Here is a 15,642-nt window from a genome sequence, read left to right on the forward strand (position 1 = left end):
CTACTGCTTCAACGGCAACCTGATCATGCGCGCGACGGGCGACCGGATGCTGCTGTCGCCGCCGCTCGTGGTCTCGAAGACTGAGATCGACGAGATCGTATCGAAAGCGAAGAAGGCGATCGACGCGACCTCGCAGCAACTGGGCCTTTCCTAACCGCATTGCCAATCGGGCGGGCGGCGCTCGTGCGCCGCTCCCCACCTTCATCATCAGGGGAACAACATGAGTGTGAGCCATCTTCGTCATGCGGTCGCGCGCGCTGCGTTCGTCGCGCTCGCCGGTGCGTCGGCCTTGTCCGTTCCGGCCGCGCAGGCGGCCGGGGTCGAGCTGAACGTCTACAACTGGTCCGACTACATCGCGAAGGACACGATCCCGAACTTCGAGAAGCAGACGGGCATCCACGTCAAGTACGACAATTACGACAGCGACGACACGCTGCAGGCGAAGCTGCTCGCGGGCAGCTCCGGCTACGACATCGTCGTGCCCACGTCGAACTACATGGCCAAGCAGATTCAGGCGGGCGTCTATCAGAAGCTCGACAAGTCGAAGCTGCCGAATCTGTCGAACCTCGATCCGACGCTGATGAAGATGATCTCCGACGCCGATCCGGGCAATCAGTACGGCGTACCCTGGGCGTTCGGCACCGACGGCATCGGCTACAACGTGCAGGCGGTGAAGAAGGCGCTCGGCGAAAACGCGCCCGTCGACAGCTGGGCGCTCGTGCTCGATCCGGCAAACCTGTCGAAGCTGAAGGGTTGCGGCGTGTCGTTCCTCGATCAGGCTGTCGACGTGTTCGCCGCGACGCTGCAATACATGGGCAGGAATCCGAACAGCACGAATCCGGCCGACTACCAGGCGGCGTTCGACGTGCTGAAGAAAGTCCGCCCGTACATCACGCAGTTCAACTCGTCCGGCTACATCAACGATCTCGCGAACAACGACGTGTGCGTCGCGCTCGGCTGGTCGGGCGACGTCGGCATCGCGCACCGCCGCTCGGCCGAAGCGAAGCGCTCGTACGACATCAAGTTCTCGAACCCGAAGGAAGGCGGCCTGCTGTGGTTCGACGTGATGGTGATTCCGAAGGACGCGCCGCACGCGGAAGCCGCGCTGAAATGGATCAACTACATCGAGGACCCGAAGGTCAACGCGGCGATCACGAACGAAGTGTTCTATCCGACCGCGAACCGCGCGGCGCGACAGTTCGTCGTGCCGGGCGTCGCGCAGGACCCGACCGTCTACCCGCCCGAAGACGTGCTGAAGAAGATGACGCTGATGCGGCCGATGCCCGCCGACATCCTGCGTCTCGAAAACCGCCTGTGGGCGCAACTGAAGACGGGACACTGATCACGAACGACGGCCGCGGGCAGCAGTCGCTCAACCGCTGCCCGCCCGAAGCAAGCAAGCCGGCGCCGGCGCGTTCGACCTGAAACGCCCGACGCCTCGACTCCCGGTCGCAGTGCCTCCGCGATTCGCATCGTGCGCGTCGCGCGGGAGCGCTCATGCCTGCGATCCCCAACGAAGGATGGCTACATCATGAAATCGACGCCTTCAATCGACACCGCGCAACTGGCGCGCCCCCCGGCCGGCAAACCGTCCGGAACGAACGAGTTCGTCCGCATCGAGAACGTCGTGAAGAAATTCGGAGACAGCACCGCCGTCGACAACGTCAGCCTGTCGATCGCGAAGAACGAGCTGTTCGCGCTGCTCGGCAGCTCCGGCTGCGGCAAGTCCACGCTGCTGCGGATGCTCGCCGGTCTGGAGACGGCGACGTCCGGGCGCATCTTCGTCGACGGCGAGGATCTCGCGACCCTACCGCCGTATCGCCGCCCCGTGAACATGATGTTCCAGTCGTACGCGCTGTTTCCGCACATGACGGTCGAGTCGAACGTCGCGTTCGGCCTGAAGCAGGAAGGCACGCCCAAGCACGAGATCCGCGAGCGCGTCGCCGATGCGCTGCACCTCGTGCAGATGAGCCGTTACGCGCAGCGCAAGCCGCATCAGCTCTCGGGCGGCCAGCAGCAGCGCGTCGCGCTCGCGCGCTCGCTCGTCAAGCGCCCGAAGCTGCTGCTGCTCGACGAGCCGATGTCCGCGCTCGACAAGAAGATCCGCCAGAAGACGCAGCTCGAGCTCGTCAACATCATCGAGAAGGTCGACGTGACCTGCGTGATGGTCACGCACGATCAGGAAGAAGCGATGACGATGGCGAGCCGCCTCGCGGTGATGAGCGAAGGCCGGATCGTGCAGATCGGCACGCCGAGCGCGGTCTACGAATTCCCGAACAGCCGCTTCTCGGCCGAATTCATCGGCTCGACGAATCTGTTCGAGGGCGTCGTCGTCGAGGACGAGCCCGATCACATCTTCGTCGAAAGCGAGGACCTGGAGGCGCGGATGTACGTGAGCCACGGCGTCACGGGGCCGCTCGGCATGCCGGTCGGCATCTCGGTGCGGCCCGAGCGCGTGCGCGTGTCGCGCGAGCGACCGAGCGCGCCGCACAACTGGGCGCGCGGCGTCGTCACCGACGTCGCGTACATGGGCAGCTATTCGCTGTACCACGTGCGCCTGCCGAGCGGCAAGACCGTCGTGTCCAATCTTTCGAGCTCGCACCTGATGCAGGAAGGTGCGCCCGCCTACAACGACGACGTGTTCGTCTCCTGGTCGCCCGCAAGCGGCGTGGTGCTGACGCAATGAGAACCTCTCCCTTTTCCTCTCCCTCTTCCTCGCTCGCGGCGGCCTCCTCCGCCGCCCGAAGCGCGTCGCCCGCGCGCGCGCTCGTCACGCGCATCGCGGCGCGCTTCACGCCGTCCGGCCGCAGCGTCGCGATCGGCGTGCCGTTCCTCTGGCTCACGCTGTTCTTCGCGCTGCCGTTCGTGCTCGTGCTGAAGATCAGCTTCGCCGATCAGGTGATGGGCATCCCGCCGTACACCGCGCTGATGAGCGTCAAGGACGGCGCGGTGCAGTTCGCGCTGCAGCTCGGCCATTACGCGTTCCTGCTGCAAGACAGCCTCTATGTCGCGACCTACGTCAGCTCGCTGAAGATGGCCGCGGTGTCCACGCTGTTCTGCCTGCTGATCGGCTATCCGATGGCGTACTACATCGCGCGCTCCGCGCCCGCGACGCGCAACCTGCTGATGATGGGCGTGATGCTGCCGTTCTGGACATCGTTCCTGATCCGCGTCTACGCATGGATCGGCATCCTGAAGGACGACGGCCTGCTGAACCACGCGCTGATCGCGATCGGCCTGATTCACTCGCCGCTGCGCCTCTATCACACCGATGCGGGCGTCTACATCGGGATGGTCTATTCGTACCTGCCGTTCATGGTGATGCCGCTCTACGCGCACCTCGTGAAGATGGACCTGACGCTGCTCGAGGCCGCATACGACCTCGGCGCGAAGCCCTGGGTCGCGTTCACGCAAATCACGCTGCCGCTGTCGAAGAACGGAATCATCGCGGGCAGCCTGCTCGTGTTCATTCCGGCCGTCGGCGAATACGTGATTCCCGAGCTGCTCGGCGGCGCCGACACGCTGATGATCGGCCGCGTGATGTGGGACGAGTTCTTCAACAACATGGACTGGCCGATGGCCTCCGCGGTGACGGTCGCGATGGTGCTGCTGCTCCTCGTGCCGATGGCCGTGTTCCAGTACTACCAGGTGAAGGAACTGGGGGACGCGAAATGATCAAGCCCAACAAGCCGCTTTCCGCCGGCGTGCTGACGCTCGGCTTCCTGTTCCTGTACATCCCGATCGCGAGCCTCGTCGTCTATTCGTTCAACGAATCGAAGCTCGTCACCGTCTGGTCCGGCTTCTCGCTGAAGTGGTACGCGGCGCTGTTGCAGGACGACGCGCTGCTGACGAGCGCGTGGCTGTCGCTGAAGATCGGCCTGTTGACCGCGTTCGCGTCGGTATTCATCGGCACGTGGGCGGGCTTCGTGCTCGCGCGCTTCGGACGCTTTCGCGGCTTCACGCTCTACACCGGGATGATCAACGCGCCGCTCGTGATTCCCGAGGTGATCCAGGGCATCTCGCTGCTGCTGCTGTTCGTCGCGCTCGAGCAGATGCTCGGCTGGCCGAAGGGCCGCGGAATGGTGACGATCTGGATCGGCCACGTGATGCTGTGTGTGTCGTACGTCGCGATCATCGTGCAGTCGCGGGTCAAGGAGCTGAACAAGTCGCTCGAAGAAGCGGCGCTCGATCTCGGCGCGACGCCGCTCAAGGTGTTCTTCGTGATCACGCTGCCGCTGATCTCGCAGGCGCTGCTGTCCGGCTGGCTGCTGTCGTTCACGCTGTCGATCGACGATCTCGTGCTGTCCGCGTTCCTGTCCGGCCCCGGCTCGACGACGCTGCCGCTCGTCGTGTTCTCGCGCGTGCGCCTCGGCCTCAATCCCGAAATGAACGCGCTGGCGACGCTCTTCATCACCGCCGTCACGATTGGCGTGATCCTCGTCAACCAGATGATGCTGAGCCGCGAGCGCCGGCGCGAGCGCGACATGCGTCTTGCGTTCGCGCAGCCCGCGCCGTCCGACGCCGCCGAATCCGACGCGCCCGGCAGCGCGCCGCGCGCACCGCAAACCGCCGCGACGAGAAAGTCGCTCGGCACAGCCTGACGCCGCCCCGATCGCCCGAACGAGCACCGAAGTCCTTCGCAATACGATCAATCAGGAGAATTTGCATGAGAAAGAAGTTAATCTGTCTGCTCGTGGCCGGGTCGCTTCCCGGCTTCGCCGGCGCCGCATCGACGAGCGCGCAGATCAAGGCGCTGCAGGCGCAGCTGAACGCACTGCAGGCGCAGGTGAAGGAGCTGCGGTCCGCGCTCGCATCGCAAAACGGCGCTGCGGGCGGCGGCGCTGCGGGCAAGGGTGCGGCAGCCGCGACAGCCGCCGCGCCTGTCGACGAATCGTCGCCGGACTACGGCCGCGCACCCGCCGCGCTGACGAACGACGACGTCACGCAGATGAAGCAGCAGATCGCGAATCAGCAACTGAAGGTCGATTCGCTGACCGACGCGGCGAACACGGGGCCGATCGCGGGCCTGTCGGTGACGGGCTACATCGATCCGACCTACGTGTTCAACCGCGCGGCGAGCACGTCGTCGTTCCTGTTCGCGAACCACGAGAGCAACTACAACTACTTCAACAGCACGTTCGGCGATCTGTATCTCGACATCAAGAAGACGTTCGGCGTCGGCCCGATGGCGCCGTCGGCCGAGATCACGCTGATGCCGAACCGCGGCAACGGCATCACGCTCTTGCAGAACTCGCGCGGCAACATCGGCAACAACATCCTCAACACCGCGGTCGTCAACGTGCCGCTCAGCGCGACGACGACGCTCGTCGCGGGCCTCGTGCCGAGCTTCGGCGGCTACGAGGTGCAGCAGTCGAACCAGATGCTCACGCTCACGCACAACCTGCTGTACGACTTCTCCGATCCGGGCAGCTACATCGGCATCGGCGCGAACTACACGAAGGGCAACTGGGCGTGGAAGTTCCTGCTCGGCAACGAGCAGTACCGCACGTACGGCTCGGTCACGCAGACGGGCACGAACGCGCTCGGCGATCCGATCACGACGAGCAACAAGGTGCCGACGTTCACCGCGCGCGTCGACTACACGTGGTCGAGCGCGCTCGATCTCGGCGGCTCGTTCAACGTCGGGCGACAGACGCTCGGCAGCGCGACGACGCAGTCGGGCGCGATCGTCTACGGTCCGGGCGGCCAGGCGTCGAGCCCGTACGGCGCGTTCTTCTTCGCGGAAGCGGACGCCACCTATACGCTCGCCGACATTCAGTACAACGCGGAAATCGACTACGGCCAGCAACAGCACGCCGCGTTCAACGGCGGCCGCGCGCAGTGGTACGGGTTGTCGCTGCTCGCGCACCGCAAGTTCAACGTGCCGGTGCTCGGCCGGATGGGCGCGACGGTGCGCTACGACTTCCTCGCGAACAGCAAGAACGGCGGCGGCGGCGGCGGGATCGCGCTCAACGGCAACGGGATGGATACCGCGGACGGCTTCGGCATCGACGCGGACTGCCTCGCGACGTCGAAGGCGAACGGCGGCCTCGGATTCGAGTGCAAGGGCGCGAACCGGCAGGACGTCGCGCTCGATCTGCTGTTCTATCCGACCCAGCAGATCACCGTGAAGGTCGAATACCGGCACGACTGGGCGAACAACAAGGTGTTCCTGCGCAACGACGGCTCGTACAGCAAGTCCAACGATCTGCTCGCGACGCAGTTCATCTATTCGTTCTGACGCCGACGGCGCGACGGCGGGCGGCGTGCCGCACGCCCGTTCGCGCCGCATCCCGTTTTCCGTATCGCATTGCCTCATATTGCATATCGCGCATCGCATATCGCGGCCGCACGACCCCGCGATGCGTCGATGCCGATCGACTTCCACCATTTGCCCATGACCGACACCTTCTCCCGCCGAGCCGAAGCGCTCGCACGCCGCTCGTACTACGAAGCCACCGCCGCCCGTCCCGACGACGACCCGACACTCAACGGCGCGCTCGACGTCGACGTCTGCGTGATCGGCGCCGGCTTCGCCGGCCTGTCGACCGCGCTCGACTGCCGCGCGCGCGGCCTGTCGGTGGCCGTGCTCGATGCGTACCGGCCGGGCTGGGGCGCGTCGGGCAGAAACGGCGGGCAGATGATCGCGGGTTTCGCGAAGGACGGCGAAATCGAGCGCCAGCTCGGCATCGACGGCGCGCGCGGCGCATGGGCGCTGTCGCTCGACGCCGTCGCGCTCGTCGAAGAGCGCATCGCGCGCTACGGGATCGACTGCGACTTCACGCGCGGCTACCTCACGGTCGCGACGCATCCGCGCCGCGTGCCGGAACTGCGGCAATGGATGGACAGCGCGACGTCGCGCTGGAGCCACCCGTCGCTAGAATGGCTCGATGCCGATGCGATTCGCGCACGCATCGCGTCGCCGTGCTATGTCGCGGGCGTCCACGATCCGCTGTCCGGCCATCTGCATCCGCTCAAGTACTGCCTCGGTCTCGCCGAGGCGGCGCGCCGCGAAGGCGCGCTGCTGTTCTCGCACACGCCCGCGCTCGAAGTCGTGCGCGGCGCGCGGCCCGTCGTGCGCACGCAAGCGGGCGAGGTGCGCTGCCGCCACGTCGTCGCGTGCTGCAACGCGGGCCCGGGCGGCGTGCTGCCCGAGGCGACGGCCGCGCGCATCGCGCCGATCGCGTCGTACATCGTCGCGACCGAAGCGCTCGGCGCCGATCGTGCGAACGCGCTGATCCCGCGGCGCGAAGCGGTTTGCGACAACAATTTCTTTCTCGACTACTTCCGCTTGTCCGCCGACCACCGGATGCTGTTCGGCGGCCGCGCGAGCTCGTCGGGCGCATCGCCCGACTCGTTCGTCGACGCGATCCGCAGCCGGATGGTCGGCGCGTTCCCGCAGCTCGCCGACGTGCGCATCGAATTCGCGTGGGGCGGCTTCGTCGACGTGACGCGCAATCGCGCGCCGGACTTCGGCGCGATCGATCCGAACTACTTCTACCTTCAGGGCTTCAGCGGCCACGGCGTCGCGCTGACCGGCATCGCTGGCCGCATCGTCGCGAACGCGATCGCGGGCGATACGCGCGCATTCGATCTGTTCGCACGCTTCAGGCATCGACGCTTTCCGGGTGGCCCCGCGTGGCGGCAGCCCGCGCTCGAACTGGGCATGCTGTACCACCGCGTGCGCGAGCTGCTGTTCTGAACGCGCAATTCACCCGCCTTCGCCCGGCACGTTCGTCACTCGATTGCCACGATGCCGCAGGCAAGCGGCCGCTGCGCATGCATAAGACTCCGGGCGTTCGTTGCCTTCATGCATTCGATATTCGCGAGCGCGTTCTCCGTTTCAGCTCACTATGGAGAACGCCGCTCGAAGGCCCCTTCGATTCCGTCAAACGTTCCCGCCAAGCCCGATGGACTCGCGCTTCTCCATCTGAACGCAGAGCATCGTTTGGGCATGCTCGATCCCTTCTCGAACAGTCCTTGCAAAATCCCGATGAAGTCGAAGCGAGTTGATAATTTTTTCGGCAATGCCGCCCGGAGTCGCGCATCGGCTCACATAGTTTTCGATTTCACCAGGATTCAAGCCTCGAGGCCTAACCCGTCTCGCCCAGTCGATCACTCCTGCCCATTCATCGAGCCCGTAATCTCCGGCGCACTTCAATATATCTCGATCGCTAACGGCCACCCTCATGAATTCGCAGTACATCAATATGAACGGAAGGCACGTGCCAAGGACGGTAACCGGCTCGACCTGATTCTCGGATCGCACATTCAACGTATTCGCCACGACGGATTTCAATACTTTCCTCGCCGATTCACTCGCGTCGCCGCACGTCGCGCCAAGTGCCTGCCCGCTGGAAATCGTATCCGGCGCGCTTATGATCGCCCGGGCAATCAAGCCCGGCCCACGCGCCGCATCGGACAATCTCGAAAGCGAAACGCCGGCCAGGAACGAGATGACTGTCTGCCCCTCCCTCAACTCGTAATCGGAAATCATCCGGTAATCGATCGGTCGAACGGTGTAAAAGATCACATCGCAATTCTTCATCACCGCATTCACGTCTACAAGACGATCTTCGACTCCCGCCGCCGCACTCGTCGCATGCGATTTTTGAGAACCACGATGTCCGAGCCAAACATTCCCCCGGTCGAACCCGATATCGATCAAGCGCGACGCGAGAGCCACTCCCAGGTGCCCCGCACCGACAATTCCGATTCCTTGACTCGTCATCCCATCACCTCCGATAACCTTGGAAAGGTCAATTTGTTCTGTCATTGGGCCAATCGGGAAATCTGAAAACGGCCTGCAGTCACCGTGCCGCGAACGAGCGGATGAACCCTGCGTCCGATGATTAATAGGCCCCGCGATAGCTAGGCATTAGACTCGGACACGTCGTTCGCCGCGCCACGCGCATCGCGGCATCGCGATCATGAGCAGCAGGCCGAGCCGCCTCGGCGATCGAATCGTCATGGCGTGCCGCGTTTTTCAGGTCTCGCCATCGTTCGTCGCCATCGATCTCTCCCGACGCAACTCGCATTGCATTGTTTCGATCGATTTCCAACATGGGCGCGCTATCCGGCTGCGGCACGCACCCGCCCCGGTAGCCGTCGAACCGAATCCGCACACTGATCCGCATCGCGCCGACCGGAAGCCCGAACGCGACGCGCCTCGTCGGCGTCTTGCTCGTACCGCGGCGTGACAGCATCGGCATGAGTTGCTATCCTAGTTCACGACCGACCGTCGGTCAATGAAATGTCGATGCCTCTGTCGATACACACCCGAACGACCAGGAATGCAAATTTCGAGCGTATTCGAACCTTTGTTCGATTACGTTTGCACGCCACGTTTCAAGAAGCTTCGGCTGTCCCTTTCGTCAAGCCAACAACATGGGTATTTATCCAGATTCAAGGTGGCACCACCACCCGCATATCGAATGAAATCGAGGATCACATGATCAACCAGCAGCGCTATGCTTTATTCGCACTCTTGCTATCCGGATTCGTAACGATTTTCGATTTATTTGTCGTCAATATCGCGATCGTCAACATTGAAAAGACACTGCATGCAAGCTATGTCGAGTTGACGATGATCATCGTGGCTTATGAGCTATCGTTCGGTCTATTGCTGATCACCGGAGGAAGGCTGGGTGATCTATGGGGGCGCCGCAGAGCCTATCAGATCGGCATGCTGTGCTTCACGGTGTCGTCGATTCTTTGCGGCCTGGCGCCCCACGCGACGGTTCTGATCGTCGCGCGCTTCTTGCAAGGGCTATCCGCCGCCGTGCTCTTTCCGCAAATCTACGCCAGCATCCGGGCGGATTTTGACGAGGCCGGCGCCCGCCGTGCTTTCGGATACCTGGGAATGACGCTCGGGCTCGCCGCGATGGCGGGGCAGGTTCTAGGCGGCTTGATCATCTCGGCCAATCTGCTGGAGTTGCAATGGAGAGCCATTTTTTTTATCAACCTTCCCATCGGGCTGGCGGCCCTGGCTTTTTCTCGCCATTTACGAAATACGCCCATCGAACAGAAAAGAAGCCTGGATTGGACCGGCGTCGCTCTTTCGAGCCTGGGGATCTCCGTTTCGCTGCTTCCCCTGCTCATGAGCGCCGTCTGGGGATGGAGCTTCAAAAGCTACGTCCTCACGCTGATCGGTCTGGGCACCTTGTATCTATTCATGCAACACGAGATCCGCTACGCACGCAGCGGCCGCGTCCCTCTCATCAACATGAAACTCCTCAGGGAAAGACGATTCATCAAGGGCTCGTCGTTGGTCATGTGCATCTATGCGACCGCGGGTTCATTCACGTTGGTGTTTTCAATTTTTCTTCAGTCCGGGTTGAAGCTAAGCCCGTTTGAAGCGGGAATGACCTATGTTTCGACCAGCATCGGGTTCGCCATTTCATCGCTATTGACGCCCAAGCTAATCGGCCGATCCGGCCCGCAAGTCGTTTCCATTGGCGCGGCCTCCTACGCGGCGAGTTTCGTCGCGCTGATGCTCGCCGTGCGATATTTCCCGATCCTCGAGCTGCCGTGGCTCCTGATGCCGGTATTGTGGACGCTGGGCTTTACCCAAGGCATGGTGATGACCCCTCTTTTGAATATCGTGCTGGCAAACGTGCAGGAAAATTTCGCGGGCATGGCCGCCGGTGTCGTTTCGACCTTGCAGCAAGTGGGCGCGGCATTCGGCGTTACCGCGGTCAGTACGATCCTGCAGATAACGCTGAAAAAAATGTCTCATCTGCAGGAATTTTCTCAACTGCAAAGCGCGTTCGTCTACAGCATGTTTTTCAACGTGGGAGCCGCCGTCATCGCCAGCTATATCCTGCGGAAGATGTTGAATCAAGCGCAGCGCGCCTGAACGGGATTGCGGCTCACCGCCCGGGCATGTTGCCGAATATCGGCAAAGCATCCGCCTCGACAAGGTTTTCTGACCGGACGCATCGCCAGATGCTCTCCGTCAACGTGCGAGGAACGTACGATAGAGTAGGCGTGACGGATTCTTCGCACTTGCTCGATGCCGACTTCGCGCGCATGCGCCGGCGACACGTTTCCCCAAAGAGAAGCACTCCGGAATTTCGTCGACGCTCGGAACCGGAACGCGACGCCGGCGCATGGCGACCGCCGGGAGGAGCCGGACTTTGCCTTCATGCATTGAATGGGCCGAGGGTCGGTCGATGACAAAAAACGTTGGTGGCATCGAGGACGTAGCCTAGACTTCTGACTTTTGCACGCAAGTTCTGAACCCCACGATGAGATACAAGACAAGCCAGCGGGAGCAGGGAGCGCCCAAAACACCCCGCACCAAGCCAGCCGAGGTACGTCTGGAAGAATTGATGGCGGCGGCCGAGAAGCTATTTTTGGCACAAGGCGTCGAGGCCACCACGATCAACGAAATTGTTGAGTTGGCCGAAGTAGCCAAGGGCACCTTCTATCATTACTTCGCCTCGAAGAACGAACTCCTGGAGGCCATGGGTCAGCGCTACACGGCGCAATACCTCGGCCGCCTGGAAGAGGCCGTTGACGCTTGCGCGGCGGACGACTGGTTAGGTCGGCTGCGCGCATGGATACGGACGAGCATCGAAGCCTACGCAGAAACATATCGCACGCACGACATCGTCTACATCAACCATCACCACCACGCGCGGAACAATCGCGAGAAGAACGCCATTCTCGATCAGCTTCAGGGCATTCTCAGCGGCGGCGCAAAAGCCGGCGTGTGGCGGTTGACGCAACCACGCATCACGGCGCTGCTGATCTATGCGGGCGTTCACGGCGCCACGGACGATGCCATCGCGGCTCGAGAAGCGGATTATTCCGAATTTGCCCGGGCCGTCACCGCCGTTTGCCTGCAGATGGTCGGCGTTGCGGACGAGGCGCAAACGCCCAAGCCGCGCCGTCGGTCGCGGTGATTGCGTCCGTGCGAGCGGCATCGCGGCGATGACGCGAACCCCGACGCGATGATCGCGGATGTGGCGATCCGATTCGAAAGGCGCACGCTGAACGTGCATTGAATCGCGTCGGCTCCCTCATGCGAGGGATCGAGTGAAGGCGTCGATCGAAGGCGTCGGGGCGGCCTCGTCGATCGAAGCAGGAAGCCTGGGGCGGCACCGAGCCCCTGCAGAGCCGCACGCCACACCCCGCCTTGCTCGGCACCCGTCAGCGCCGCCTCCAATATCGTCAGGCTCGCGCAGGCGAACATGTCTTGCCGAACCAACGCCGGACAGTTGCCATGCCGCGCAGACCGGAATGTCGCGAGACATCCGGCCGCGGTGATATTGCGCGTCACGGTGATGGCGAGCAAAGCGGCAACTTCGCCATCCGAAAGAAACGGTAAATTCCGCGCGCCGCCCTCCCCCGAGGCTTAAGAGACAGAGTGGTCGGCGCAACCCGCCACAACGAGCCATGGAGCAAAACGGCGCTGCGCGGCTACGCCGGCAAATATCCCGACATGCAACTCGTCGCGTTCGAACAGGATGCCGCAGACGCATCTTTCCTGTTTCGCGTCGGAGAACTCAATACAAGCCGCGTCTCGGCGCCGAGAGCGAACTGGAATGGCGGGGAGTCGATAAGGGAAGAACCGTCAGCCCGCCCTTCGCTGGGTGAGTGAACTTCACTTGGGGACACGGACGAGCGTCGAAGTCGAGCTCGCATTGCACATCGACCGACTCGCGGTCAAATGCAACGGCAACTATTTCTGTCTGAAGCGCAAGTCATGCGCTCGCGGGGCAGCCGCGCCGCAATCGAACTGGAACGCGTTGTCCAGCTCCGACGGTTCGTTTCGCGATGCCGAAAACAAGCGCCACCCGCTTCGACAATGCAGGAATTCACCGAACGCGGTACTCCATCGTTTCGACGCAACCTTACATCCGAAAGCTTATTGACCGACCGACGGTCAATAAGTAATAATTTTCATTACTATCTATAACAAGGAGATGACTGATGGCGTCGATGCAGATCATCGGCCTGCTGACCGAAATCGGTCTAGCGGCGGAACTGCTTCAATCGGCAGAATGCGACTGGCAATTACGGGCGGACCTGGGCTTGAGTTCCGCCGAAACACTGGAACTGCAAGTGCGGCTGGAGCGGTTGGGATGCATCGGGTTCTCGCTGTGGGACAAGCATGATCACTCGCTCGAGGAGTTGGACAAGCTGATTGCGTCGATCCCCGACCAAGCCTCCTGTCCTCGCGATCGCGTCACGCCGAGCGGTTCGGCTGCCGGGGAAGCGCAATGAACGCGCGCCTCGCTTCCCTGAACCGACGATTGGCCAGCGCCTTGCAGACCGGAGGCGAAACACCCGCCCTGATCGCGGACGGCCGAGTGATCTCGCATCGGGAATTGACGTCGCATGTCGCGATCACCGCCGAGCGGCTCAACGCCCATGGCATCGGCAAGGGCGATCGCGTCGCGCTCCAGTTGCCCAACTCCGCCGACGCGGCCGTGCTGATGCTCGCGACGCTCATGGCAGGCGCGATACCCGTTCCCATCTTGCCGGCCTACCGCGAGCGGGAACTTCGACACATTCTGAAGACCACTCGCCCGCGCGCCATCGCGTTGACCCGGGGCAGCCGCCGCTTCAGCCCGCTTCAGACAGTGGTCGGCCTGCTCTCCGAAGAAGGCCTGGAAGTCGACCTTCTGTTGGCCGACGGCCCTTCCCGCGCCGACGATCGTCCGGAATGGCTGGATCTCCGGCAATTCTGCCTGGCGCCCACCGACTCGATGCCGCGCGAACTGCGCCCGGTCGACATGCGCGCCGACGACACCGCGATGATGCTGCTGTCCAGCGGTACGACCGGCTTGCCGAAGGCCATCGCAAGACGGAACGCCGGATACGGATACATGATCGCCGAAGGCTGCAAGGTGTTCGAGCTCAGCCGTTCAGCCGTCTATCTGGCCGCCTTGCCGCTCTCGCACGGCTTCGTGATCAACTGTCCGGGCATTCTCGGAACGCTTGCTTGCGGCGGAACAGTGGTCTTGGCGGCGGACGCTTCCGCACAAACCTCTCTGGAGCTCATCGGCGCGCACGGCGTCACTCACACCACGCTGGTCCCCGCGCTCTTGACGCAATGGATGGAGCGCGCGGACGAATCGCGAGCCGGTTCAGGCACGCTGAGGTACGTGCAGGTGGGCGGGTCGCGATTACCCGCCGATCTCGCGGCGCAGGCCGAATCCCGGCTGGGGGTGCGCATCCAGCAGTGCTACGGCATGAGCGAGGGACTGCTTTGCTTCACCCGCTTCACCGATCCCGACGCGATCCGCTTCAACTCCCAGGGGCGCCCGCTTTCGGACGCCGACGAGATCCTCATCGTCAATGATCGGGACGAACCGCTTCCCTACGGCCAATCGGGCGAGTTGCTCACCCGCGGCCCTTACACCATCGAACAGTATTTCAACGATCCGGACGCTTCGCGCCGAGCATTCACGCCGAACGGCTACTACCGCACGGGAGACGTCGCCCATCTCGATGCGGCGGGCAACGTCTATATCGACGGGCGCGTCACGGACACCATCAATCGCGGCGGCGAAAAATTCTGCCCGGAAGAACTCGAGGCGTTGATGAAGCGGCACGCCAAATTGAAGGACGCCGCTTGCGTCGGCATGCCTGACGGCCGCTTCGGCGAGGTTTCCTGCCTGTTCGCCGTCGCACGCGACGGTGAACAGGTGTCGCTCGCGGAACTCCGGAGGCATCTGGAAGCCGCCGGAGTCGCCGCGTTCAAACTGCCGGAACAGTTGGTGCTGATCGACGAGATCCCCAGAAAAGGCATCGGCAAGATCGATCGCGCCGCGTTGCGAGCAAGCGCCCGCGCGAACGCACCGGCCGTCGCGGCCGCTTGCCGGACGGGACAAGTATGAGGCGCCTGCAGACCCTTGCCGAAGGGGCGGTGAGATTCAGCGTGGCCGCGACGGCCCCCGTGCGGCATCAACTGGTGGTGTTCCCTCACGCCGGCGGCGGCGTCGACATGTATCGCGCATGGCGCGACTGCCTTCCGGCGCACGTGGATCTGATCGTCATGCAGTATCCGGGACCGACGCGAAGCGACGCGTTCCCGGCCTGGAGCGATCCGCGCGAGGCGATCCGGCGCTGCATGCGAGGGCTCGCCTGCCTGCTGGGCATCGCGCCGATCACCCTTTTCGGCCACAGCATGGGCGCACTGCTCGCCCTGCATGTCGCGTCGGCGCTGACGTCGTCCAGATTCCGCGCGGCGCAGCTCGTCCTTTCATCGCAGATGACGCCGCCCGCGCTGCAGGCAACGCTGCGAACGGCGCAAGACCTCGAGCGCCTCGCGGAAAGCGCGCTCGGCCTGGGTGAAGTGACGGCCCCCGCGAGACTCGATGCGGATCTGCGCGCGGCGGTCGCTTCGGCCGTCGCACGGGATCTGGGTTTGTTGCAACAGCTGGCGAGACTGCCCGTCGGCGACGTTGCGCCGACACGCATCTTCGGCGGCCGGGACGATCCGCTGATCAGCGCCGACGCGCTTGCCGACTGGTCGCGATTTCTGCCGCAAAGCGCGGGGATGGAAGTGTTTCCAGGAGGCCACTTCTATCACCGCGATCAGGTTCAAGCAGTGGTTGACGCCCTCCTGAAGCCGCATCGCGCATCACTCGCGGCGTAGATGCCGCATTTACGCCCATTTCAAACCCG

The 15,642-nt window shown here is 63.4% G+C and carries 14 protein-coding genes and 1 pseudogene; 13 read left to right on the forward strand and 2 right to left on the reverse strand.

From position 1 onward, the window contains the following. From WS91_RS34495 to WS91_RS24750, 7 genes and pseudogenes are all read left to right on the forward strand, one after another. A pseudogene (locus WS91_RS34495) lies at positions 1-154 on the forward strand (aspartate aminotransferase family protein); the annotation flags it as partial. Between the two features lie 66 nt (positions 155-220). Next, complete coding sequence (locus tag WS91_RS24725; RefSeq protein ID WP_038748247.1) at positions 221-1,342, forward strand: polyamine ABC transporter substrate-binding protein; 1,122 nt, start codon at positions 221-223, stop codon at positions 1,340-1,342. A gap of 189 nt (positions 1,343-1,531) precedes the next feature. Then, complete coding sequence (locus WS91_RS24730) at positions 1,532-2,686, forward strand: ABC transporter ATP-binding protein (RefSeq protein WP_038748245.1); 1,155 nt, start codon at positions 1,532-1,534, stop codon at positions 2,684-2,686. Further along, positions 2,683-3,675: an ABC transporter permease subunit gene (locus WS91_RS24735; RefSeq protein WP_059671217.1), complete on the forward strand. Its 993-nt coding sequence runs from the start codon at positions 2,683-2,685 to the stop codon at positions 3,673-3,675. Before WS91_RS24730 ends, WS91_RS24735 begins: the two co-directional genes overlap by 4 nt. Beyond that, positions 3,672-4,601, forward strand: coding sequence for an ABC transporter permease subunit (locus WS91_RS24740; protein ID WP_059671218.1), 930 nt, complete (start codon positions 3,672-3,674; stop codon positions 4,599-4,601). The genes WS91_RS24735 and WS91_RS24740 overlap by 4 nt, the downstream gene beginning before the upstream one ends. 65 nt (positions 4,602-4,666) lie before the next feature. Beyond that, complete coding sequence (locus WS91_RS24745; RefSeq protein ID WP_038748239.1) at positions 4,667-6,241, forward strand: DUF3138 family protein; 1,575 nt, start codon at positions 4,667-4,669, stop codon at positions 6,239-6,241. 156 nt (positions 6,242-6,397) lie between these two features. Further along, positions 6,398-7,702 carry an NAD(P)/FAD-dependent oxidoreductase gene (locus WS91_RS24750; RefSeq protein WP_059671240.1) on the forward strand — a complete coding sequence of 435 codons (1,305 nt, stop codon included), beginning with the start codon at positions 6,398-6,400 and terminating at the stop codon, positions 7,700-7,702. 186 nt (positions 7,703-7,888) lie between these two features. Here the strand turns inward: WS91_RS24750 and WS91_RS24755 are convergent, their stop codons facing one another. Next, a complete protein-coding gene (locus WS91_RS24755) occupies positions 7,889-8,776 on the reverse strand; it encodes a pyrroline-5-carboxylate reductase family protein (RefSeq protein ID WP_059671219.1) in 888 nt (295 codons plus the stop codon). 76 nt (positions 8,777-8,852) lie between these two features. Beyond that, complete coding sequence (locus WS91_RS36305; protein WP_145986921.1) at positions 8,853-9,212, reverse strand: hypothetical protein; 360 nt, start codon at positions 9,210-9,212, stop codon at positions 8,853-8,855. A 239-nt stretch (positions 9,213-9,451) separates the two neighbouring features. On the opposite strand from WS91_RS36305, the gene WS91_RS24760 reads away from it, so the two are divergent. The 6 genes from WS91_RS24760 to WS91_RS24780 all read left to right on the forward strand — a co-directional run bounded on the left by WS91_RS24760 (position 9,452) and on the right by WS91_RS24780 (position 15,613). Continuing rightward, positions 9,452-10,858, forward strand: coding sequence for an MFS transporter (locus tag WS91_RS24760; protein ID WP_038748236.1), 1,407 nt, complete (start codon positions 9,452-9,454; stop codon positions 10,856-10,858). A gap of 391 nt (positions 10,859-11,249) precedes the next feature. After that, on the forward strand, positions 11,250-11,909 hold the full coding sequence (locus WS91_RS24765; protein ID WP_038748234.1) for a TetR/AcrR family transcriptional regulator: 660 nt from the start codon (positions 11,250-11,252) through the stop codon (positions 11,907-11,909). Between the two features lie 464 nt (positions 11,910-12,373). Then, complete coding sequence (locus tag WS91_RS36310) at positions 12,374-12,607, forward strand: hypothetical protein (protein WP_156432484.1); 234 nt, start codon at positions 12,374-12,376, stop codon at positions 12,605-12,607. Positions 12,608-12,939: 332 nt separating this feature from the next. Beyond that, complete coding sequence (locus tag WS91_RS24770) at positions 12,940-13,233, forward strand: hypothetical protein (protein WP_038748232.1); 294 nt, start codon at positions 12,940-12,942, stop codon at positions 13,231-13,233. Further along, entirely contained in the window at positions 13,230-14,852 is a 1,623-nt protein-coding gene (locus WS91_RS24775) for an AMP-binding protein (RefSeq protein WP_059671220.1), read from the forward strand. Before WS91_RS24770 ends, WS91_RS24775 begins: the two co-directional genes overlap by 4 nt. Then, the gene (locus WS91_RS24780) at positions 14,849-15,613 is read left to right on the forward strand and encodes a thioesterase II family protein (protein ID WP_038748228.1); all 765 of its coding nucleotides are present in this window, start codon (positions 14,849-14,851) and stop codon (positions 15,611-15,613) included. Before WS91_RS24775 ends, WS91_RS24780 begins: the two co-directional genes overlap by 4 nt. The last annotated feature ends 29 nt before the right edge of the window (positions 15,614-15,642 follow it).

Source organism: Burkholderia sp. MSMB1498, assembly GCF_001526245.1.
Lineage (GTDB): Bacteria > Pseudomonadota > Gammaproteobacteria > Burkholderiales > Burkholderiaceae > Burkholderia > Burkholderia savannae.